The 21,334-nt window shown below is 63.6% G+C and carries 18 protein-coding genes; 5 read left to right on the top strand and 13 right to left on the bottom strand.

Going from position 1 to position 21,334, the window contains the following annotated elements:
• Positions 1-16: 16 nt before the first annotated feature.
• Positions 17-1,807: a peptide ABC transporter substrate-binding protein gene (locus IVB23_RS29725; protein ID WP_247800988.1), complete on the top strand. Its 1,791-nt coding sequence runs from the start codon at positions 17-19 to the stop codon at positions 1,805-1,807.
• A 575-nt stretch (positions 1,808-2,382) separates the two neighbouring features.
• On the opposite strand, the gene IVB23_RS29720 is transcribed toward IVB23_RS29725, so the two are convergent.
• The 9 genes from IVB23_RS29720 to IVB23_RS29680 form a co-directional block, all read right to left on the bottom strand.
• A complete protein-coding gene (locus IVB23_RS29720) occupies positions 2,383-2,544 on the bottom strand; it encodes a DUF2934 domain-containing protein (protein WP_082821920.1) in 162 nt (53 codons plus the stop codon).
• A 467-nt stretch (positions 2,545-3,011) separates the two neighbouring features.
• Positions 3,012-3,758, bottom strand: a complete 747-nt coding sequence (locus tag IVB23_RS29715; protein ID WP_247800987.1) for an SDR family NAD(P)-dependent oxidoreductase — start codon at positions 3,756-3,758, stop codon at positions 3,012-3,014.
• A 51-nt stretch (positions 3,759-3,809) separates the two neighbouring features.
• Entirely contained in the window at positions 3,810-4,772 is a 963-nt protein-coding gene (locus IVB23_RS29710; protein WP_247800986.1) for a sugar kinase, read from the bottom strand.
• 32 nt (positions 4,773-4,804) lie between these two features.
• Entirely contained in the window at positions 4,805-5,497 is a 693-nt protein-coding gene (locus IVB23_RS29705) for an L-fuculose-phosphate aldolase (protein ID WP_197968924.1), read from the bottom strand.
• Positions 5,498-5,517: 20 nt separating this feature from the next.
• Complete coding sequence (locus tag IVB23_RS29700) at positions 5,518-6,177, bottom strand: hypothetical protein (RefSeq protein ID WP_311977342.1); 660 nt, start codon at positions 6,175-6,177, stop codon at positions 5,518-5,520.
• A gap of 126 nt (positions 6,178-6,303) precedes the next feature.
• Positions 6,304-6,873 (bottom strand): peroxidase-related enzyme, encoded by a 570-nt coding sequence (locus tag IVB23_RS29695; protein ID WP_247800984.1) that lies wholly within the window; start codon positions 6,871-6,873, stop codon positions 6,304-6,306.
• A gap of 14 nt (positions 6,874-6,887) precedes the next feature.
• Positions 6,888-9,200 (bottom strand): molybdopterin-dependent oxidoreductase, encoded by a 2,313-nt coding sequence (locus IVB23_RS29690; RefSeq protein WP_247800983.1) that lies wholly within the window; start codon positions 9,198-9,200, stop codon positions 6,888-6,890.
• Positions 9,197-9,955, bottom strand: coding sequence for a CoA transferase (locus IVB23_RS29685; protein ID WP_061025473.1), 759 nt, complete (start codon positions 9,953-9,955; stop codon positions 9,197-9,199). The genes IVB23_RS29690 and IVB23_RS29685 overlap by 4 nt, the downstream gene beginning before the upstream one ends.
• Positions 9,955-10,764 carry a CoA transferase gene (locus IVB23_RS29680; protein WP_247804989.1) on the bottom strand — a complete coding sequence of 270 codons (810 nt, stop codon included), beginning with the start codon at positions 10,762-10,764 and terminating at the stop codon, positions 9,955-9,957. Before IVB23_RS29680 ends, IVB23_RS29685 begins: the two co-directional genes overlap by 1 nt.
• A 246-nt stretch (positions 10,765-11,010) precedes the next feature.
• Here IVB23_RS29680 and IVB23_RS29675 point away from each other — a divergent pair, with 246 nt between their 5' ends.
• From IVB23_RS29675 to IVB23_RS29660, 4 genes are all read left to right on the top strand, one after another.
• On the top strand, positions 11,011-12,165 hold the full coding sequence (locus IVB23_RS29675) for an ABC transporter ATP-binding protein (protein WP_247800982.1): 1,155 nt from the start codon (positions 11,011-11,013) through the stop codon (positions 12,163-12,165).
• Positions 12,162-13,952 (top strand): ABC transporter permease subunit, encoded by a 1,791-nt coding sequence (locus tag IVB23_RS29670; protein ID WP_247800981.1) that lies wholly within the window; start codon positions 12,162-12,164, stop codon positions 13,950-13,952. The genes IVB23_RS29675 and IVB23_RS29670 overlap by 4 nt, the downstream gene beginning before the upstream one ends.
• A 32-nt stretch (positions 13,953-13,984) precedes the next feature.
• On the top strand, positions 13,985-15,079 hold the full coding sequence (locus IVB23_RS29665; RefSeq protein ID WP_247800980.1) for an extracellular solute-binding protein: 1,095 nt from the start codon (positions 13,985-13,987) through the stop codon (positions 15,077-15,079).
• A gap of 113 nt (positions 15,080-15,192) precedes the next feature.
• Positions 15,193-16,008, top strand: a complete 816-nt coding sequence (locus IVB23_RS29660) for an IclR family transcriptional regulator (RefSeq protein ID WP_247800979.1) — start codon at positions 15,193-15,195, stop codon at positions 16,006-16,008.
• 105 nt (positions 16,009-16,113) lie between these two features.
• On the opposite strand, the gene IVB23_RS29655 is transcribed toward IVB23_RS29660, so the two are convergent.
• The 4 genes from IVB23_RS29655 to IVB23_RS29640 all read right to left on the bottom strand — a co-directional run bounded on the left by IVB23_RS29655 (position 16,114) and on the right by IVB23_RS29640 (position 21,180).
• Complete coding sequence (locus IVB23_RS29655; RefSeq protein WP_247800978.1) at positions 16,114-18,624, bottom strand: two-component system VirA-like sensor kinase; 2,511 nt, start codon at positions 18,622-18,624, stop codon at positions 16,114-16,116.
• The gene (locus IVB23_RS29650) at positions 18,621-19,550 is read right to left on the bottom strand and encodes a cytochrome c peroxidase (protein WP_247800977.1); all 930 of its coding nucleotides are present in this window, start codon (positions 19,548-19,550) and stop codon (positions 18,621-18,623) included. The genes IVB23_RS29655 and IVB23_RS29650 overlap by 4 nt, the downstream gene beginning before the upstream one ends.
• Positions 19,551-19,558: 8 nt before the next feature.
• Positions 19,559-20,260, bottom strand: a complete 702-nt coding sequence (locus IVB23_RS29645; protein ID WP_247800976.1) for a DUF1127 domain-containing protein — start codon at positions 20,258-20,260, stop codon at positions 19,559-19,561.
• Between the two features lie 155 nt (positions 20,261-20,415).
• Positions 20,416-21,180, bottom strand: coding sequence for a response regulator (locus IVB23_RS29640; protein WP_247804988.1), 765 nt, complete (start codon positions 21,178-21,180; stop codon positions 20,416-20,418).
• Between the last annotated feature and the right edge of the window lie 154 nt (positions 21,181-21,334).

The raw sequence follows: 21,334 nt of genomic DNA, 5'->3' as shown, positions 1-21,334 counted from the left end.
AGGTGGAGGTCGTCCGATGAGCGAGAATGAGATCCGCGGTTTGATCGCCGAGGTGAAGCAAGGCAGGCTGTCGCGACGCTCATTCATCCGGAAGGTCGCCGCGATCGGGATCGCCGCACCGGTCGCGAGCCAGATCCTGGTGTGGCACGACGTGGCGATGGCGGACGCCACGCTGCCGTACAAGCCGACCAAGGCCGGCGGCGGCGGCACGCTCAAGATCCTGCTCTGGCAGGCGCCCACCCTGCTCAATCCGCATTTCGCGATCGGCACCAAGGACCAGATCGCCACGCGCATCTTCTTCGAGCCGCTCGCCGGCTGGGACAAAGACGGCAATCTCATTCCCTGCCTGGCCGCCGAGGTGCCGACCAAAGCGAACGGCGGCCTTGCCGCGGACGGCATGAGCGTGATCTGGAAGCTGAAGCGTGGCGTCAACTGGCACGACGGCAAGCCCTTCACCGCCGACGACGTCGTCTTCACCTGGCAGTACGCCGCGGACCTCGCGACCGCGGCCTACACCACGGGCTCCTACAAGGACATCAAGGTCGAGAAGATCGACGACTACGCCGTCAAGGTGCTCTTCAAGGCGCCGACGCCGTTCTGGGCCGACCCGTTCGTCGGCGGCTCGGTCGGCCAGATCCTGCCAAAGCATCATTTCGGGGACTATGTCGGCGCCAAGTCGCGCGAAGCTCCGGGCAATCTGAAGCCGGTCGGCACCGGTCCGTACAAATTCGTCGAGTTCAAGCCGGGCGACATGATCCGCGCCGAACGCAATCCCGACTATCACGTCAAGAACCAGCCGCATTTCGATACGCTCGAGGTCAAGGGTGGCGGCGACGCGGTGTCTGCGGCGCGCGCGGTGCTGCAAACCGGCGAATACGACTTTGCCTGGAACATGCAGGTGGAGGAGGAGGTCCTCAAGCGCATGGAGGCGGGCGGCAAAGGCAAGCTCGACATCACGCCTTCGGGCAATGTCGAGTTCATCATCCTCAACACGACGGACCCCTGGACCGAGGTCGACGGCGAGCGTTCGAGCGTCAAGACCAAGCACCCGACACTGTCCGATCCCGCGGTTCGTCGGGCGATCAATCTCCTGATCGACCGCGATTCGATTCAGAAATTCATCTACGGGCGCGGCGCCCTCGCAACCGCGAGCTTCGTCAACGCGCCCAAGCAGTTCAAGTCCCCCAGGCTGAAATACGAGTTCGACATCGACAAGGCCAACAAGATCCTCGACGAGGCCGGCTGGACCCGGGGCGCGGACGGCATCCGCGAGAAGGACGGCAAGAAACTCAAATACGTCTTCCAGACCTCGACCAACGCCCCGCGCCAGAAGACCCAGGCCATCATCAAGCAGGCCTGCCAGAAGGCCGGCATCGAGATCGAGATCAAGGCCGTGACCGCATCGGTGTTCTTCTCCTCCGACGTCGGCAACCCCGACACCTACTCGAAATTCTATGCCGACATGGAGATGTACAACACGACGCAGCCGCAGCCCGATCCGGAGCGCTTGCTGAACCAGTGCGTCTCCTGGGAGATCGCCACCAAGGACAATAAATGGCTGGGCCGCAACAACTCGCGCTATTCCGATCCCGAAGCCGACAAGGCCTACAAGGCCGCCCAGAACGAGCTCGATCCGGTTAAGCGCGCCGCGCTGCTGATGAAGGTCGACGAGATCTTCTGCGGGGCCAACGTGTTCCTGCCGCTGCTCTCGCGCCACATCGTCAACGCGAGCGTCAACAGCCTCATGATCGACATCTCCGGGTGGGACACCATCACGTGGAACCTGGCGGCGTGGTATCGGAGCTGAGGGGCGTTCGCCGAATCTCTCGGGTCCCGGACAAGCTGTAACGCAGATCGCGTGTCGAAGACGCGCGTGAATGCGCTTATCGCGGTGCAGCGCCGGGATCCGGAAGGCGACATGGACCGAATCCCTTCCATTGTGTGCTCCAGATCACAGCAGAAGCACGCGCCTTCCCCTACAAAGACCGGGCATGGCCGCAAACAAGGTAACGGCGGTACGCACGAGCTGCGGAGACGATCGACAGCTACGGACTTTCGAAAGCCGCCGGGGCGAGGAACCCGGCGGCTTTTCTCCTTCTTGCGAGAGATACGGGCAATCAAGCTCTCAGGAACGGCAGGGCAAGCGAGGCCCATCAACGCCCCAAAGCGCGATGACGATTCATCGCAATCGCATCGCGCCTTAGTGCCACGTCGTGTCCGCTTCGACGATTACCACCCTGGCTTCGGGAACTTCGGCCGTGTTGCAGGTGCAGGGCATGCCCTCGCCTCAGCGGCAGCCGGCCAGCTTCTCACTCCAGACCCGGAGCGGATGGTTTTCGCAGACCCATCCCAGTCCGTGGCAGGAGGGGCAGGTCTTGTCGGTCACAGCGTATCCGGCGTCCGCAACGTGTTCGACTTGTCCTCGTTGCGCAGCTCCTGCTCGGCGGCCTGCCAGAACTCTTCCTCGCGGCCTTCAGGCCTGCCGGCTTGCTCCCACAAGCGATGCGCACGTTCTCTGATCTCTTGCTCGGTCGGCTCGGACAATTGCACCTCCTGCTTTGGAAGCACGGCCCCACTCTTGGGGGGTTCCCGTGGGGGTCCTGGGGGGCTTGGAGGCGAGGCCGTGCAGGCCAGCCATCGGCGGCGACGCTGGCCCGCAGAGTCAAGCTTCGACCATGTGCAAGAGTTCCTGCGCGCCCGTCCACGCCGGGCGGAATCCATTCTCACCAGCGAAATTGCGGCTGACGCGGGTTATCAAATAGCGGCTTCGCGCTCTCGCGGCGCAATCCGCCCAAGGTTTGCTTGATCGCTCCACCCTCTAAAGCCATGAGGCGCAGGAAAGCCAGGAGCTGACCTCGCACCCGCGGTCTGCTGCGCGAAAATAGCGAAAAGGGAGACCGCACAGCAGCATACAGGTCGTGCCAATCACTCGGCCTTCCCTGCGCGATGGTTGCACGGCCTATGCCGTACTCGCGGGGCCAGAAACTTGCTGGCGGCGCACGGTCCGGCCGCTAGCTGTAGAAGATGCCTCCATCCACGTTGAGGGCCTGGCCGGTCACGAACGCGGAATCATCCGACGCAAAGAACGCTACTGGACCGACGACGTCCTCCGGTTGCCCGAGCCGGTGCAGGTCGGTGACCTTCTCGAAATAGGCAACTCGTTCGGGATCACGGAGATTGTTGAGCCCCATCTCCGTCACGATGATGCCCGGACATACGGCATTCACGGTGATGCCATGGCCTCCGAACTCCATGGACGAGACGCGCGTGAAGCCGACCACGGCCGACTTCGATGCAGCGTAGTGGGACTGTCCCGGACCGCCCGTTCGGGCGGCGAGCGAGGCGATGTTGACGATCCGTCCGTATTTGCGCTCCTTCATATGGGCCACCACGGCCTGGGTCATCTGGAAGACGCCGCGCGTGTTGACGGCGAACGTCTGGTCCCACGTATCGGTCGTCAACTCGTCGATGGTCGCCAGCCTGAGGATTCCCGCATTGTTGACGAGGACATCGATGTGCCCAAGTCCCTGGATGGCTTCAGCCACCGCCCGCCTGCAATCGCCGATATCGCTCACATCGCCCAGCACCGGGATGCATCGGCCGCCAAGCTTCTTGACCTCTGCGACGGTCTCGAGAAGGGCCTTCTCCTGGGCAGCGATGTCGGTCAGCGCGAGATCGTAGCCACGCCTTGCAAGACCGATGGCTATCGCGCGGCCAATTCCGCGGCTTGCTCCCGTCACGATCGCATGTCGGGCCATGTTGCGTTCTCCCTGTTGTTCGTATGAATAGTTTCTGCCGGTGTGAATGGATCAGGCGTGAGCAGGCTTGCGGACCGGGAGGGTGTTCATGGCCTTCACGGTCTCCTCGAACGAGACGAGATTGGCGCCCGAACCCAGCCCCGTCGCGACGATCGCGGCCGTCGCGGTCGCGAGCCTGGCGCAGTCGAGCAGGTCCCAGTCGCGAACCAGACCGGCGATGAAGCCGCCGGTGTAGGAATCGCCGCATCCCGAGGTATCGCGGACCGCGACCTCGAACGCCGGCACCGTGAACTGACGTCCGTCGCGCGTCATCACGAACGAGCCATCGGCACCGAGAGAAATGGCGCAGGCTCCCGCGCCCTTGTCGATGAAGAACCGCGCACACGCGGCGGGATCGTCGGTTCCGACCATGGCATGGGTCTCATCGATGCTCGGCATGAAGAAGTCGACATAGGGCAGCAGCGGCTCGACCAGCGCCAGCGTTTCGCGCCGCGCCTGGATGAGATCGAGCGTCGTCGTGCAACCGGCCGCCTTGGCATCGCGCAGCAATGCGACGGAAGGCGCTCCATCCATCGCGAGCAAGGAACCAACCCCGCCGAGATGCAGAATCTTGCTCCGGCAAGCGGCCTTTTGCGTGTCGGGCGCGATACGCCAGCGGGCGGAGGCGCCCCTTGCGTGCATGACCGGACGCGAGCCGTCGGGCCGGATCGGCAGGATCGTGGCCGAGGTCGGACTGCCGGCCATCCGCTCCATGAGAGAGATGTCGATACCTTCACGCTCCAGCGCGTTCAGCATCCAGTCGGCCTTCTCATCGGAGCCGACGGCGCCGACCGCGAGCGCCTTCAGACCGAGACGCGCGCAAGGGACGACCGTTCCGCCGGCGGTACCCGCGACCGCGAGCCGAATTTCTTCGATCAACAAGCGGCCGCCACCGGGCGGAATCTCGGTCACCGGGACCCCCAGAATATCCAGAATATAAGTACCGCAGACGCTGACGTCGTGAGTGTAGGCCATGAGTTCTCGCAGGACAGTGGTTGGATCGTGATCTAGCTCGACAGCTGAGGGACCTTGGGCGTGCCCTCGCTATCGCGCAGGCCGTATTGCCCCCATCGCTTCAGGATGCTGTCGATTTCCTCGTCCGGCAGCAGCGGAGGAGAGCCAAGTTGAAGACAGCCGTGATACTGCTTGGCGAGCACTTCGACCTCCACCGCGAGCCACATGGCCTTGCGCAGGTTGGGACCGACGGCGATCAGCCCGTGATGCGCGAGCAGGCAGGCGCGGCGATAGCGAAGCGCGTCCAGCGCAGCCTGCGACAGCTCCGCCGTGCCGTATTGGGCATAGGGCGCGCAGGGAATGTCGTTTCCGCCGGCAGCGGCGATCATGTAGTGAATCGCGGGGATCGAGCGATTCATGATCGCGATGATCGTGCAGAAGATCGGATGGGCGTGAACCACGGCGCCAACCTCCGGCTTCGACCTCAGGATGTCGAGGTGAAAACGCCATTCCGTCGAAGGGACGTTGCCGGCCGACGCGGTCCACGAGCCGTCCCACTTCATGGCCACGATGTCCTCGGGCCTCATGCGGTCGTAGGGAAGACCGGACGGCGTGAGCAGGATGCCGTCTTCGGTTCGGACGCTGATGTTTCCGGACGTTCCCTGGTTGATGCCCTGCGCCGCCATCTCGCGACACGCGTCGATGATGGATTGACGAAGTTCGAGCTCCGTATCGCAACCGCTCATGCCCTGCTTCCCATTCGCGTTCATGCACTTGCTCCGAGCTGGACCTGCCGGTCGACCAACAGCCAGGTGGCGCGCGCGGTTGCCAGCACCTCCTGCTCCGCATCAAGCAGGGCGCTTTCGGCAAAGAGCTTGCGGCCTTCCCGCCCCGTCGGCCACGCCACCACCACGCATCGATCTCCGGGACGCGGCCGGCGATCGATCCGAGCGGCCATGCGTCCGAGCAGAACCGTCTCGTCACCGTTCAATCCGAGGTGACGGGCGCCCACGCTGCAATAGCCGGTCGGGCAATCGAGAGCGGCCCAGACGAATTCGGGCGCGACATGACCGTCCTCGCCGGACAGACTGCCATGAGGCATCCAGGAGGCCGCGAACACGACGGGCTTGCCCGGGACTGCCCCCGCCTGCAGCGGACCTGCGAAGATCCGGAGACCGTCGCCATGGCCACGTGCGGGGCCGCAGACGAAGCATCCCGGAAGATTGTGGGTCTGCTCGTCGTAGGGTGTTCTACCGACCGCCTCTTCGGCCGCCGCGTAGCTCACCCTGGGAACGTCCGACACATCGATGCCTGCTGCACGCGCCGTCGCGAGCAGTTCGTCTTTTTCGCGCAACTCGATCGCGCCGTCGGCCTTCGTCAGCACGTCGAGCGGCCGCTCCAGCGGCGGCGGGGCACGCAACGTCACTTCGGCGTCTCCGGCGACGTGCCTTGCGAGACATCCGCAAACGTAGCCTCCGTTGCCGGAATTGGGCGGGCCCCGGAAGCGTCTGTCGATGACCAACAATACCATTTCAGCTTTCGTCCGCGGCGTTCAGCGTCCCATCGCGAAGAACTCGTCGTTCGGACGCATGCTGGTGACGTTGGCGAGGCGGTTCGACATACCGAAGAATGCCGCGATGGCGGCAATGTCCCAGACGTCCTCCTCGGTGAATCCGTGTCCCTTGAGATCGACGATGTCGGAGTCGTCCACCTCATAGGCGCGCGCTGAGACCTTCATCGCGAAATCGAGCATCGCCCTTTGTCGCGCGGTGATATCGGCCTTGCGGTAATTGACGGCGACCTGGTCCGCGATCAGCGGATTCTTCGCTCGCACCCGCAGGATGGCGCCGTGCGCCACGACGCAATACTGGCACTGATTGGCGCTGCTGGTCGCGACGACGATCATCTCGCGCTCGGCCTTGGTGATCGGCCCCGGCTTGTCCATCAGCGCGTCGTGATAGGCGAAGAACGCCCGGAACTCGTCAGGACGATGCGCGAGTGTCAGAAAGACGTTGGGGACGAAGCCGGACTTCTCCTGAACCGCCTCGATCCGCGAGCGGATATCCGTAGGGAGCGTCGCGATATCGGGGACGGGAAAGCGGCTGATGGCGGGCGCAGACATGTTCCAAGCTCCTGTTAGACTGCCGCGAGCGCGATGAGCGATTCCTGATAGGCCTCGAACGCATCGCGCCGATCGGCGGCGTACGGCTCGACTCGCACGAGGCAGGTGTGAGCCGAGCAGCCCTGGCCGAATTGAGAGGTGCCGATATCGAGCGTGAGCACGTTCGGATTGCCCGCGACCTCCAGGCCGCTATTGCCCGTCGGCGTGAACCAGGCACCGGTCGGAAGCACCAGTACGCCCTGACGGACCTTGTCGGTGACCTCCGCCGTCGCGAGGCACTCCCCGCGGCCGTTCCAAATGCGGATCGTCTTGCCGTCGGCGATGCCGAGAGCAGCCGCGTCGTCAGGATGAAGGCGAGCCTGTTCGCGGCCGTTGCGTTTCATCGCCCGGCTCGATGCGCCGGTTTCGAGCTGGCTGTGAAGTCGGCCGGCCGGCTGGTGCGAGATGAGGTGCATCTGGCCGGCGTCGGAGGCATTGCCGAGCCATTCAGCCGGCTCGATCCACGCGGGATGCGGGCGACAGTCGGCATAGTCCAGCCTGGCCAGAGTCTCGCTGCCGAGCACGATCTTTCCGCTTTCGGTCCTGAGCGGATGCGCCTCCGGCTCGTTGCGGAAGTCCGCCAAGAAGGTGTGTTCTGCCTTGACCGGGCAGCGGGCATAGCCGGCTTCCCAGAACGCATCGAAATCCGGCATCGCGAAGCCGAAGCGCTGCGAGGCGTCGCTGCGGCAGGCTTCGTAGAGATGCCGGACCCAGCCCATTTCGTCCCGGCCCTCGTTGAACCGATCGGCCACCCCGAGCTTGCCTGCGATCGCGTTGAAGATCTCGAAGTCGGAGCGGGATTCGCCCAGCGGCTCGATCGCCTTCTTCATCGCCAGGATGAAGTCGGAGCGCCTGTTGCCGGCAAGATCGTTGCGCTCGATCGACGTGGTTGCCGGCAGCACGATGTCGGCCCGCTGGGCTGTCGCCGTGAACATCGGGTCCTGCACGACGATCGTTTCGGGCCTCGTCCAGGCTTCCGACAGGCGATTGAGGTCCTGGTGATGATGGTAGGGATTGCCGCCCGCCCAATAGACCAGCCTCGTATCCGGATAGGTGCGGATCTCGCCTTCGTAGCTGAACGGCCTGCCGGGATTGAGCAGCATGTCGCTGATCCGCGCCACCGGAATGAAGCTGTCGATCGGCCTGGTCAGTTGCGAAATGGCAGGAGAGCGGCCCATATTGAGCGGTGCCCCTACGCCCCCCAGTGAGGCGTAGCCGTAACCAACGCCGCCGCCCGGCAATCCGATCTGGCCGACAACCGATGCAAGTCCGAGCGCCGCCCAGAACGGCTGTTCGCCGTGATGGGCCCGCTGCAGGCTCCAGCTCACCGTCAGCATGCTCCGCGTGTCGACAAGGCGCCTCGCCAGCGTCGCGATCCGGTCCGCATCGAGGCCGCAGATGTTCGCGGCCCACACGGCGTCCTTGCGCACGCCATCCGTCTGGCCTTCGAGATAACCAAGCAGGCGATCCGCGCCGCTGGTGCAGCGCGCGAGGAAATCCGCATCGTGCCGGCCCGCCTTCACGATCTCGCCGGCAAGCCCGAGCATCAGCGCAGCGTCCGTGTTCGGTCGAACCGGCCACCATTCGGCGTCGACCCAGTCGGGCAGATCGTCCTTCAGTGGCGATACGTGAATGACCTTGACGCGGCGCTCGACGATCTTCCTGAGATAAGTCTCGAGGCGATGGCTGCCAATTCCTCCGGCCTCGTTTTGCGCGGTTCGCGGCGACAGAGCGCCGAACACCACCAGCGTCTCGGTGTGCTGCGCGATGGTGTCGAGCGTATTGGCGCGGCCGCCGCAGGCGTCGTCGCTGCCCAGCGTGTGCCGCAAGATCACAGGACCTGCCGCGATGGAATAGGTGTCGACGTGCCTGGTGAAGCCGCCAACCAGGTTGAGCATGCGCTTCAGAAGTGATGAGGCATGGTGCAGGCGGCCCGAGTTTGTCCAGCCATACGAGCCCGCGAATATCGACGCGTTGCCGAACGTGCCGGCGACGCGGCGCACTTCGTCGGCGACCAGCGTCGTCGCCTCGTCCCAGCTGACCGGCACGAATTTCTCACGGCCGCGGCCCCGGCGATCGCTTTTCTCGCGCTTGTCGAGCCAGCCCGAGCGGACCATCGGTCGCAGCACGCGCCGCTCGGGGTTGGCCCATTCGGCAATGGAATGGATGATCGGGGAAGGCGCCGGATCGTGCTCGAATGGCTCGACGCCGACGATGCGATCGTCCTCGACGAGGATCGTGTACGCACCCCAATGGCTGCAATGCGGGACCCGCTTGATCCTGCTCATGCGTCGACCGCCACAAGATCGCGCCGCATCTGCGCGGCGAATTCGGGATAGGTCTCGGCGAGCTCGTCGAAGACACGGCCGCGAAGCAGGTCGAGCGTCGATCGATCGGGCAGCGGGGTCTGCCGCGGCTCGGCATCATGGCCAAACCGGAAACCGGTCGCCTGCTTGATTTCCGCAAGATCGTGCCCGGGATGGACGCTCTCCAGATCGAACCCCGGCCGCGTCTTGTCGAATCGGAAGAGTCCCTTGCCGGTCAAGAGAGCAATGGGGCCGCCGCTCCGGAAGACTCCCTCAGGACTGACGCCCGGCGCACTGATGAAGTCCACGTGCTCGACGAAGACTCGGGGCGTATGCTCCTCGCGGAAGAGGATGACCCGCGGCACGACGAAGTAGAGATAGGCCGACCCGAACGAGCCGGGCCAGCGCACGCTCGAGCGCGGATAATCACCGGTCCCGACGAGGTTCACATTGCCGAAGCCGTCGATCTGGCCCCCGCCGAGGAAGAACGCGTCGATCCGGCCCTGACCGGCACAATCGAACAGCTCCGCCGAGCCGTTGGTGAAGAAATTGTGCTCGACAGAACCGAGAATGGAGATGCGTGGGCCGACGGTGCCGCCCGCTTCCTTCATGGCACGCAGCAGCATCGCGCCGGCGGCAGGAATCGGAGAGGAGGCGCCTACGGCGACGTGCCTGACCCCGTCGAGCAACCGCGCGATCGTGCAAATCAGCACTTCGCGAGGGAGAACTTCAGCCATCACGCGGGCTCCATCTGCGCCTGCGTCATATAGGCAGAGAAGCCGTCGGCCGTTCGCGCGGCCTTCGCATAGCGTGCGATCTCTGCGCTATCGGCCGGATATTCGCCCCACAGACCGTAGGGCCACGCGCCCCTTGGCGCGCACGCGACCGCCGTGACGTAGAGTGCCGGCAGCACACCGGCCGCGCTCATCTCGTCGGCGAGCAGATTCTCCTCGACGATTCGCTCCACCGTGACGAGAACCGTCTGCGAGGCGTAAGCCATGGCGGCAAGCTCTCGGCGCCGCCCGATCCAGACATTGCCGAAGCGATCGGCCATGGGCACATGGAAGATCGTGACGTCGGGCTTGATGGCGGGAATCATCACGATCGGATCGCCGCCGTCCGCCAGCGGATTGTCTACGACGCGCCAATCGTCGCGATGGCGGAGCAGATCCGTTCCAATCAGCCCTCGGAGCGGCATGAAGGGACTGCCCTTCTGCGCCGCGATCAGGCCCGCATGGATCGCAGGACACGTCGCGTCCTTCAGTCGAACCGCGCCTTCCTTGACGGCGGCGTTGAAGCGGGGCGCTCCACCCGCTTCGCCGAGCGAGACGGCGCTTGTCTCAACGGTCCGGACCAGACCCGCGCCGACAAGCTGGTCGACCTGCAATCCACCGGTTGGCACGCAGACGAGATCGAGATTGCCCGCGCCATGCTCGATGATGGGCCGCGTCATGGCCATGGAGACGCCGGCGTAGTCGACCGGCAGCGCCACGCGCATGCCCGGCTCGATGTGCTTCGCCATTGCGCGAGGCTCGCTCAACACCATCATCCTCCCTGCCGTATGTTCTATATTGTAGAACGCTATTCCAAGTTTATGTTAGGCGGATCGGGACGATCCTGTCAATCTGGCTTCACTGATGGAGCCTTTGTTTGCAGGGGATCCCGCCTCCGCATGGATCGCAGCGGCGCGCCATTGCGCCGCGATCGGGTGTCTCGACTTGACAAGACGGCGCGCTGCGCCAACAATAATTGGAATAGTGTTCTACAATATAGAACGATTTGGGAGGAGAGAATGGCTGAGCCCGCGGCTCTGCGCGCAATGCGCTCCGGCGATGCGAACGTTGGGACGTCGCCGACCGGCCGCCTCCGGGAACGCGACGCCATCGGATCGAGCATCGCGGTCCGCGACGCGGTGAAAAGATACGGCAGCTTCCACGCGGTCGACCAGATCAGCATCGACATCGAGCCGGGCGAATTCATCACGCTTCTTGGCCCTTCCGGCAGCGGAAAGACGACGCTGCTCAATCTCGTGGCCGGATTCCAGAGCCTCGACAGCGGCGAAATCCTCGTCGACGGCAAGCCTGTCCACAACGTTCCGACGCACAAGCGCGGTTTCGGCATGGTGTTCCAGAGCTACGCGCTGTTTCCGAACATGACGGTCAGCCAGAACGTCGCGTTTCCACTTCGCATGGCCGGCGTCGACCGGGCGACCGCGGAGCGGCGCGTCGCCGAAACGCTGGAGATTATGCGGCTGACGGAGCATGCAATGAAGTCTCCTTCGCAAATGTCGGGCGGGCAGCAGCAGCGCGTCGCGATCGCCCGCGCGATCGTCAGGAGGCCCAAGGTCGTGCTGATGGACGAACCCCTCAGCGCCCTGGACCGGCGGTTGCGCGAGCAGATCCAGATCGAGATCCGCGACCTTCACCGGACCATCGGCAGCACAATCCTGTTCGTGACCCATGACCAGGGCGAAGCCCTGACGATGAGCGACCGCATCGCGGTACTCAACGCCGGCAAGATCGTTCAGATCGGCCGCCCGCTGGACATCTATCGGCATCCGATCGATCGCTTCGTCGCTTCGTTCGTCGGCGAGAGCAATCTGATCGAGGCTGAGATTCTGCAGAAGCGCGGATCGACGCTGACGATGAAAAGCCGCACAGGATACGTGTTCAACGCCGAAAGCCGGGACACGATCGACGTCGGGCGAGCAACGGTGCTCGTGCGTCCGGAACGCATCGCCGTGTCGAACGAACCGACTGCGAATTCCGCGCCCGTCAGCGTCACGTCTGCGATCTTCCTTGGCGAGATCCTGCGGATCGAGGCCCAGATGGAGGGCGGAGAGCCGCTCCTGATCAGGTGTACCGACATGGCCGACCGGCCCCTGCCGACCGTCGGGGATCGTCTCCACGTGAGCTGGGGCGCCGCGGACTGCTGGGTGCTTGCATGACCTCGGCATCGATCGGCGTCCAGGCGGACCGTCCTGCGGATCTCGATCTCGTCAGGAGGTTGAGGGATCCTGCGCTGCTGCTCGTGCCCGCGCTTGCGTTTCTGGCCTTCATCTACCTGCTGCCGCTGATCGATCTCATCCGCATCAGCGTGAGCGGGCCGTCGTGGTCGTCCTACTTTGAGCGGGTGTTCGCGATACCGCTCTATTGGGATTCGCTCGTCCGCACGATGCAGATCTCGGTCACCGTCGCGGGCCTGTGCCTGCTGTTCGGATATCCGACTGCGCTGCTCATTCACCGCAGCCGCGGCCTTGCACAGGCCCTGATCGCGACCGCGATCGTGCTGCCCTATTTCATCGCCATCCTGATCCGGACCTACGCCTGGATGGTCCTGCTCGGCCGCAACGGGCCGGTCAACAAGATGCTGGTTTCGATCGGCATATTGAGCGAGCCCGTGCAGCTGCTCTTCAATCGCGGCACGGTGCTTCTCGGCATGACCGCGGTGCTTCTGCCGTTGATGGTGCTGACGATCTATTCCAGCGTGGCGCGGCTTGATCAAAGCCTGACGCGCGCGGCGCTGGCCAGCGGTGCCGGGCCCATTGCGGCGTTCTGGCGCGTGATGCTGCCACTGACCTTGCCCGGCATGGGCGCCGGCTTCCTGCTCGTCTTCGTCGCCGCGATCGGCTTCTTCATTACGCCGACCCTGCTCGGCGGACCCGGGGACCAGATGTTTGCCATGCATATCACCCAGCAGGCAGACTCGGTCACATCGGAGGGATTCCTGCAGGCGTTGGGCGTGGTGCTGCTGACGATCACCTTGGCAGTGGTCGCGGTGGCCGGACGCTTCCTCGGATTCGAGTTCATCTGGGGCGGCCGCAAGTTGACGGAGGCTACACCAGGGAAGACAGACCTCCGCGCCGCCGATGGCAGCCGCCGCAGTCTCGGCGCCTCAGCTGCCGACTTGATCGGCTGGCCGCTGCTGAGGCTGTTCGGGCGGCTGCCGGCAAGCTGCGGGACCTGGACCGTTCGCATCATGGGCGGCCTGGTCATTGCCATACTGATCCTGCCGATCATCGTGGTGATGATCATTTCGTTCAGCAGCGCAAGCTATCTGACGTTCCCGCCGCCGGGCTTCTCGCTGCGCTGGTATGAGCAGTTCTTCTCCGATTCGAACTGGATGCGAGCGTTCTGGACCTCCCTGGTCGTCGCGGCGATGTCTGCCGGAATCGCGATCGTGCTGGGCGCGTCGGCCGCCCTCGGCATCGTCAGGAGCAGCATTCGCGGCAAATCCGCCATTATGCTGCTTCTCGTAAGCCCGATCATCGTCCCTCCGGTCGTGCTCGGCCTGTCGCTCTACAGCCTGTTCCTGCGTTTCGATCTCGTCGGCTCCGTCTTCGGCCTTGCCGCGGCGCATGCGATTGGCGGCCTTCCCATCGTCGTCGTGATCCTGTCCGCTTCGCTTCAAGGCGTCGATGCCAGGCTCGAACAGGCGGCTGCCGTCCATGGCGCATCATCCCTGACGGTGTTCCGCCTGGTGACGCTGCCTGCCATCATGCCGGGCCTGGCTGCCGCGACATTCTTTGCCTTCCTGCACTCGTTCGACGAGCTGGTGCTGACGCTGTTCCTGTCGAGCGCGGAGCTGAAGACGCTCCCGCTCATGCTGTGGGGCGACATCAACTATCGGCTCAATCCGGTGCTGGCCGTGGTCTCGACGCTGGAGGTGCTTCTGGTGGTCGCAGGGCTCGTCCTCGCACGACCCGTTCTCGCCACGTCACGGAAGGCGACGTGACGCAAAATCAATTTCAACTGGAGGAAAGAGAAATGCTGGGAATGAAACGCTTGCGACTATCGGCTTCCGTATTGGCCTCGGCCCTGTTCGTCGCGATGGGGACGGGCCTGGCTCAAGCGCAGAGCAACGTCGTGATCATGCAGGATCCGGGCGGCGGCTATGGCGATGCATTGCGCAAGGTCATGTACGACCCCTTCGAGAAGGAGACCGGGATCAAGGTGGTCACCGTCCAGGAGGCCCGTAGCGGCCCGCGCATCAAGGCTCAGGCCGAAGCCGGCAAAGCGCAATGGGATCTGACGTTCATCTTCGACCAGGAGACGAAGCTGCTCGGCGACTGCTGCCTGGCCGATATCGACTATTCCAAGCTGTCGGACGGGGCGAAGCAGACGCTGGCGGCGATGCCGGACAAGCTGAAGCGCAAGAAGGGCGTGGCCTTGCAGGTGATCGGCGTCGGCCTCGTCTACAACAAGGACAAGTACAAGGGTGAGAATGTACCGACCACCTGGGCCGACTTCTGGGACGTGAAGAAATTTCCCGGCCGGCGCTGCATGCCCGCCTGGCCGCGTTTCGTGTTCGAAGCGGCGCTGATGGCCGACGGCGTCGAGAAGAGCAAGCTCTACCCGATCGACATGGAGCGGGCGCTGAAGAAGGTCAGGGAGATCAAGCCGCACATCGCCAAATGGTGGACGACATCCGCACAGCCGCCGCAGCTCCTGCTCGATGGCGAGGCCGACATGTGCATGGCCTACACCGGTTCGATGAGCAAGCTCGCCCTGGAGGGCGCTCCGATCGAACTGACCTTCAATCAGGGCTTCGTCTACTACGACTTCTTCTCGATCCCCAAGGGAGCGCCGAACTACGACAACGCGCTGAAACTGCTGTCCTGGCGGCTCGAGCCCAAGCGCGCGGCGCAACTCACCTCGACCTTCCCGGTCGCCCTTCCCTCCCCGATCGTGTTCGAGGCCGCGACCGACAAGAAGCTCGCGCGCTACTGGGCCAACAACCCGGACAACGTCTCGAAAGCGATCGAATGGAGCCCGGATTATTGGGGCGCGACTTCGCCGGCCGGAAATTCCACCAATGAAGAGTACGGACAGGAGAAGCTCAACGCCTTGCTGGCCCAGTAGGCAGGCTGATCAGCCCCGATCCGAAAGGATCGGGGCTGATTCCACACCCGGGCTATTGCCGTTCGCGCGGCCATGCTAGATCGAGTGAAAGATCATTCTATTTTGGCTGGTGGATGGATAAGGCTTTTACCAAGGGACTGCGTCTCCTGGAAGCACTTGCTCTGAGCGAGCAGCCCCGCGGGGTCACGGACCTCGCGAGCGAGCTGAAGCTCACCAAGAGCAACGTGCATCGGCTGCTGATGACTTTGCAGTCCCAAGGCTATGTGCGCCAGATCCCCCCGCATAGCACCTACGAGCTCACGACCAAGATCTGGGCGCTCGGCAGCCATGTCATCCACCGGATGGATCTCATCAACGTCGCGCGACCGGCAATGACCAAGCTTGCCGAGATCACCGGCGAAACCATTCATCTGTCAGTTCTCGAAGACACCGATGTCGTCTACGTCGACAAGATCGAAAGCGCTCACCATATCCGCGCCCATACGAGCGTGGGCATGCGCGCACCCGCTTTCACCATGGCGACGGGGAAGGCGATGCTCGCGCATATGCCTGATGACTACCTGGAACGATTCCGGCCGCATCTGAGGCGCTACACCGAAGCGACGCGAACGACGATCGAGGAACTGCGGGAGGACATCGAGCTGGCACGCGCGCAAGGCTACTCCTCCGTGCTGCATGGCGAATGGCGCGAGGGCATCGCGGCCTGCGCTTGCGCGATCCTCGGCCGCTCCGGCGAACTGGTGGGAGCGATCGGCATGTCCGGCCCCGACACCCGCGTCAAGCGCAAGCAGATCAAGGAGTATTCGGTTCACGTCATGGAGGCGGCCCGGACCATCGGCGCCGCCCTCGGCTATTCCAGCAGGCCGGCGGCGTACCCTGCAGTGAGAGGCGATTCTACACCGCCACATCAATTGCGACGTGCCCGTTGATCTTGTTTCCTTTTGGAGGGCATCCTAGCTCGTACCCTTGCGCGCCGAAAAGCGTCAGGTGACAGGAAAGTCCGCAAGTCCCTCCGTCTCGCCAATTGCTCCGCATCACGATAGCGCCGGAAGTGTCGCTGACGCCTCCGATATCAGTCGCCTCGAGACCTCGCGCCTGCCGACGCGGGAGATCTGCGACAGGACAACCGCAATCTCCTCGGCAACAATGGGCCATCGCACGACGTCAGAAATGCCGGCCCCCAATAGCGCATCGGCACCGATCTCGAATGCCGTCCTCGTCGCAAGGACGATCGGAACCAACGGAAGCTCACGATGCAGCACGGTGGCCAGTTCAAGGGATTGCCCGAGCGAGCCGACCGGACCCACGACCACGAAATCGAACCGGTCGCGAGCTGCTTTGGACGCGGAACGTGCGGCCTCAGCCGTGGCGAAGCCCACGGCTTCGAAGCCGAGCGCAGCAATCATTTCCTCGTCACCGCGAAGGCGGTGAATGTCGCCGGCTACGAGCATCACGACCTTGCCCGGTCCTGTCGTATGCTCAGGCAGACGCTGCTCCGGGAAGGCCGCCGCCGTGGCCCGCGGCAACCAGACGTCGAAATGGCTGCCCTCGCCCGGACAACTGCGCACATTGATCCCCCCGCCGTGGTCGAGAACGATCTCCTTCACCGTTGCGAGTCCCAATCCGTTTCCGCTGGACCTCGTCGTGAAGAACGGCTCGAATATCCGGTCCAATGTCGGTCCGTCCATGCCCGCCCCCGTGTCCGAAACCGAAATTCGCACGTACTGGCCAGGCTCGATCTTGTCGTGGCTGAGGCAGATCGGGTCGAGCACCTCATGCAGCTCGATCTCGATCTCAATTCGTCCTGACTCCGGCATCGCGTTCGCCGCGTTGTTGCACAGGTTCATGATGACCTGTTGCAGCTGCACGCTCTCGCCAATGACGATCAATCCGGCCGGATGCTGTCTGACCACCATTTCAATCCGGGGCGGCAGCGCAACGCGCAATAGCGAGACCGTTTCGGCGACGAGCGCACCTATGCTGACGGAGTCGCGACGAATGTCGGAGCGACGGCCGAACATGAGGATTTGACTGACGAGATCGCGGGCCCGGTCTGCGCTTCGCCGTATCCCGGCGAGATGGCGCACCAGTGCCGGGCTGGAGCGGGCGTGCTCCTCCATCACTTCGGCATATCCGAGGATTCCTCCCAGGATGTTATTGAAATTGTGAGCGATGCCGCTGGTGAAAGTGCCGATCCTCTCCATGCGGCGCGCCTGCTGCAAGCGCTTTTGCAGGCGATTTCGCTCCTCGTCGACACTTTGCCGCTCGACGGCATGGATGAAAGTGTCCAAGGCCATACGCAGGAGAACGAGTTCGCCAGCGTGAGAAACGCGACACTTGCAGCCGACGGCATCGAAGCCGAACGCGACCATGCGGCCTTGACGATCGCTATTGATCGCACATGCCCATCCCCCGAGACCCATGCCCTCCAGGAAGAGCTTGTTATCGCCCACGGGCATACGGCGCACGTCGGGCACGTGGACGACTCCTTCCCCGTCGACCATCCGGCAGGCCAGATCAACCGCGGCTTCAGGCCAGCCGGGCGGGAACTCCCTGCCCGGCTGATGCCAGACATACGACCGTGTGGTCGCGCCGGACACGACGACATAGACGCGATCAGATCCTGCAAAAGTTCCGAACGACGCGATGGCTCGCTGGATTTCCGCTTCGACGCCTTGCGGTGTCGCATTGATGAAATTCATCGATATGTCCGCAATAATGTGTTCCAGCGCCGCGCGTCGATGCAGCGCGTTGGCACGTGATCTCAATCGGAGACCGAGATAGATCAGGAATGCTATCAGCGCGATCGAGGAGCCGTAGAGCATTGCGCGATAGAAGCGGGCCGAATTTCGCGAGGTGACCTGCAGGTCCAGGATAGTCGCGCGCAAGGCCGCCTGATCCTGCTCGTGTCGCAGCGACAACATCTTCTTCAGGATGCTGTCGACCGAAGGCAGCAGCCGATGCAGCAAACGGCCATGGGCGAGGAAGGGCTCGACCAGGACCACCTGCCCGGATTCGGCCGCCTGCCCGTCCAGTTCGTCCAGGCGATCCTCGGCTTCCTTGACCGCAGTCGACGACGTGTCCAGCGTCAAGTGGAGGATGGCCGTCCCCGCCGACCTGATGGCGAGGTCCAGATCGCGGCGGTCCGAATTCGCCGCGAAACGCGCGAAGAAGGACAGCGAGTTGTGCATGACCGCATTCTGGCTCTTGAAATACTCGACCAGTTGCTCCTGGCGGTCCACCGAGGCGGCGAGCCGGTTGACCATGTCGGCGGTCCGACCGTCGACCTCGACGGTTGCGCGCAAGCGGGCGATGGCCTTGTGCAGCCCATCGATCTCGCTGACCAATGGATCATAATTGAGTAACAGGCCCGCGCGGGCGGTGAAGAGGTCACGGTACAGCGCGTCCTCGATCATGCCGAAACGATCGATCTCGATCAGTGCACGATCATAATGCTCCGCCTCCGGATTCACCGCGCGCCATGAGAACCAGGTCAGCAGAACCGACAGCCCGATCACGACCGCCGCCCATCGCGCGGCCCTCATGGCGCCGCTCCGGTCAAGGGTTTGCCACGGTAGTTGCCCGTCAAGGTTCCGAGGAAGGCAACCAGCGAGGCTACCTGATCATCGTTCAACGTCCGATCGAGCTGCGCAGCCGCCATCCGGCGCACAGCGTCTTCGAGAGTGGCGGCGCTTCCGTCGTGGAAATAGGGTGCGGTAACGGCGACATTGCGCAGGCTCGGCACACGAACCCGGAAAGGCCCGCGTGCAACCAGGGGACGGAAGATGCCCTGACGGGCGATCAGATTGCCCCCGACGTTGACGCCTTGATGGCACGCGCTGCAACCGAAAGCCTTGAAGGTCTTGTAGCCCTCGAGTTCGGCGGGAGAGAGCGCGGATGCATCGCCTGCGAGCCACCGATCGAAGCGGCTGTCCGGCGTGAGCAGGGATCGCTCGAATGTCGAGATGGCATCGAGCAGGCTGTCGCGATCGACGTCGCGGCCGTAGGCAGCACGAAACTGCTTGTTCAGGGCCGCATCGGCCTTCAACTTCAGCACGACGTCGGCAACAGTGCTGCGCATGCTGGTGGGGCTTCTGATCGACTCCTCCGTCTGATCGGAAAAACTGCGAAAACGGCCTTCCCACGTCAGACGAAAGCTCAGAGCTGCATTGAACACGGTGAGCGTGTCGAGCTGCCCTGAGGCCGGATTCCGGCTCCTGCCTCCACCCGCTCCATTGGTGCGGAGGTCGTGGCAGGATGAGCAGGCAAACCTCCCATCGGCGGACAGCCGCGTATCGCCAAACAGGCGCTCGCCCAGAGCGAGTTTTCGGGGATCCGCCGGCGGCGGCGGCGGGATCGGCGTGATCGGCTCGCCATCGGCTTCGATCGGGGCCGTCGAAGAAGATACCGTCGACGGCCCGAGGCCGGCAAACGTTCCTGCAAGTAACACTGTTGCGCAGACGGCTGCCACAATCGATTTCATCTCAGATCGATTTCACCTTTGACTGCGTTTTCGATATCGAGACGACAAAGCCCCATGTCTCGCAGGAGACGATCATCGAGCTGACGCAGTTCGGCCACGGAGCGCCGCACGGCCCTGCGTTCGGCGATCGATCTGCCCAGCGCCAGCGCCGCCGCGCCGATCGATGCGTACCAGGCTGGGGACGATTGCGCCGGCTGACTGACGAGGGGAACGTTGGACATGAACGGCTGCGCATCCGGTAGCGGCAGTGGCCGATGCGATTCCACGTCCTCGACCGGAAGGCTCACCTGACGCGCGATCAAGCGCAGGTTTCCCCGACCCGTGTGCGCCCGATCGCTCTTCGCCCGATCGGAAACGGGCTCGAGCTCGACTTCCGCTTCGCGTTCTTCCGGCACAGCATAGTATGGATACATCGCACAAGCGTAGGCGGCACAACCAGCAAGAAACTCGGCAGTCAGAACGGAGCCAACGGTCACCGTGAAATCGACGAGCGCCTTGGCCGGGACCATCGCCGATCGTGCGAGGACATTCGTGAAGCGCCTCGTCGCCTTCGGCTGAAGCGCACCTTCTTCGATTCGCGCGGGCCAGGATGAGGGCCTTATTCCAGGCAGAGATCGTTTGTGGCGAGCAGGTTCGTCGGATCGTTCCGGTATCGCGCTTCGTGGACTATCGCATGTTGCCTTCTTGACCATCAGCATGATCGTCTCCATGTCGTTTGCATGGGAGACTCTGCTGCCGTCACGTTTCCATGACATTCCAACGCGGGCCAAAACGACTACATCCGTAATACGAATCCGGCACATTCGAAGCGGCGCGCCGCCGCCGAATGGGTGACTCCTCACCGCTCCGACCGTCAAAGCCGCTCCACCGATAGCGTGAAGACATAGCCAATGCCGCGTTCGGTCCGGATGACGGACGGCACACTCGGATCTGTTTCCAGCTTGCGGCGCAGCCGGAGTACCTGCACGTCGATGCTCCGGTCGTATACATCCTCGTGCAGACGCGTCGCCTGCAGGAGATGCTCACGGGACAGCGGTTTCTGCGGCGCATCGAGGAAGGCCATCAGCATCGCATATTCGCCTTTCGTAAGGCCGACTGGTTCGCCGTGCGAATTTGTCAGCCGACGCAGGCGCCGATCGACCTCCCAGCTGCCAAAGCGCCAGCGGCCTTTATCGGCATCACGCTGCTGGGCCAGGGACGGGACGGCCTCTCGTCGTCTGAGAACGGCTTTGATGCGGGCGACGAGTTCCCTCAGGCCGAAGGGCTTCGTCAAATAGTCGTCCGCGCCCAACTCAAGGCCGATCACGCGATCGATCTCGTCGCGCCGATGCCCCGTCGTGATGATGACCGGCACGTCCGATTGAGCGCGTATCTCGCGTAGCAGATCCAGACCGTCCTCTTGACCAAGGCGAAGATCGAGCACCACGAGGTCCGGTGAATTGCGGAGAAGAAGAGCCGGGACCTCCTCTCGTCGCGAGGCAGAGAGGGTCCGAATGTCATGGTCTTCGAGATAGTTGGTCACCAGATGCCGCATAGTCATGTCGTCCTCGACGACAAGACAGAGTGGCACCCGGCGCTTTGAGGTGTCGCTTGGGGGCAATGGAAGATCCGACCGCATCAATTCCGAGGATGGGTGGCAAGCGCGGTCGGTCTTGCAGTCTTTTGGGTGTTCCATATCGCGGCTCCCCCGAAGATATAGGAAGGCCCCCCGAACCGCAGCACACGTTTTTGAGAGTTGCTGTCAGAAAGCATCTGGTGTCCGGCCTCTGGCA

Origin of the sequence: Bradyrhizobium sp. 191 (assembly GCF_023100985.1) — a bacterium.
Lineage (GTDB): Bacteria > Pseudomonadota > Alphaproteobacteria > Rhizobiales > Xanthobacteraceae > Bradyrhizobium > Bradyrhizobium diversitatis.
The sequence above is the reverse complement of the archived record's forward strand: the minus strand, read 5'-3'. Positions and strand labels throughout refer to the sequence as shown.

What these genes read in the sequence shown, in the direction of transcription:
- IVB23_RS29685 (WP_061025473.1), bottom strand. Translation starts at nt 9,955, where the DNA reads ATGGCTGAAGTTCTCCCTCGCGAAGTGCTGATTTGCACGATCGCGCGG.
- IVB23_RS29715 (WP_247800987.1), bottom strand. Translation starts at nt 3,758, where the DNA reads ATGGCCCGACATGCGATCGTGACGGGAGCAAGCCGCGGAATTGGCCGC.
- IVB23_RS29655 (WP_247800978.1), bottom strand. Translation starts at nt 18,624, where the DNA reads ATGAGGGCCGCGCGATGGGCGGCGGTCGTGATCGGGCTGTCGGTTCTG.
- IVB23_RS29675 (WP_247800982.1), top strand. Translation starts at nt 11,011, where the DNA reads ATGGCTGAGCCCGCGGCTCTGCGCGCAATGCGCTCCGGCGATGCGAAC.
- IVB23_RS29690 (WP_247800983.1), bottom strand. Translation starts at nt 9,200, where the DNA reads ATGAGCAGGATCAAGCGGGTCCCGCATTGCAGCCATTGGGGTGCGTAC.
- IVB23_RS29705 (WP_197968924.1), bottom strand. Translation starts at nt 5,497, where the DNA reads ATGAGCGGTTGCGATACGGAGCTCGAACTTCGTCAATCCATCATCGAC.
- IVB23_RS29645 (WP_247800976.1), bottom strand. Translation starts at nt 20,260, where the DNA reads ATGCTGATGGTCAAGAAGGCAACATGCGATAGTCCACGAAGCGCGATA.
- IVB23_RS29640 (WP_247804988.1), bottom strand. Translation starts at nt 21,180, where the DNA reads ATGCGGTCGGATCTTCCATTGCCCCCAAGCGACACCTCAAAGCGCCGG.
- IVB23_RS29710 (WP_247800986.1), bottom strand. Translation starts at nt 4,772, where the DNA reads ATGGCCTACACTCACGACGTCAGCGTCTGCGGTACTTATATTCTGGAT.
- IVB23_RS29660 (WP_247800979.1), top strand. Translation starts at nt 15,193, where the DNA reads ATGGATAAGGCTTTTACCAAGGGACTGCGTCTCCTGGAAGCACTTGCT.
- IVB23_RS29725 (WP_247800988.1), top strand. Translation starts at nt 17, where the DNA reads ATGAGCGAGAATGAGATCCGCGGTTTGATCGCCGAGGTGAAGCAAGGC.
- IVB23_RS29695 (WP_247800984.1), bottom strand. Translation starts at nt 6,873, where the DNA reads ATGTCTGCGCCCGCCATCAGCCGCTTTCCCGTCCCCGATATCGCGACG.
- IVB23_RS29680 (WP_247804989.1), bottom strand. Translation starts at nt 10,764, where the DNA reads ATGGTGTTGAGCGAGCCTCGCGCAATGGCGAAGCACATCGAGCCGGGC.
- IVB23_RS29665 (WP_247800980.1), top strand. Translation starts at nt 13,985, where the DNA reads ATGCTGGGAATGAAACGCTTGCGACTATCGGCTTCCGTATTGGCCTCG.
- IVB23_RS29670 (WP_247800981.1), top strand. Translation starts at nt 12,162, where the DNA reads ATGACCTCGGCATCGATCGGCGTCCAGGCGGACCGTCCTGCGGATCTC.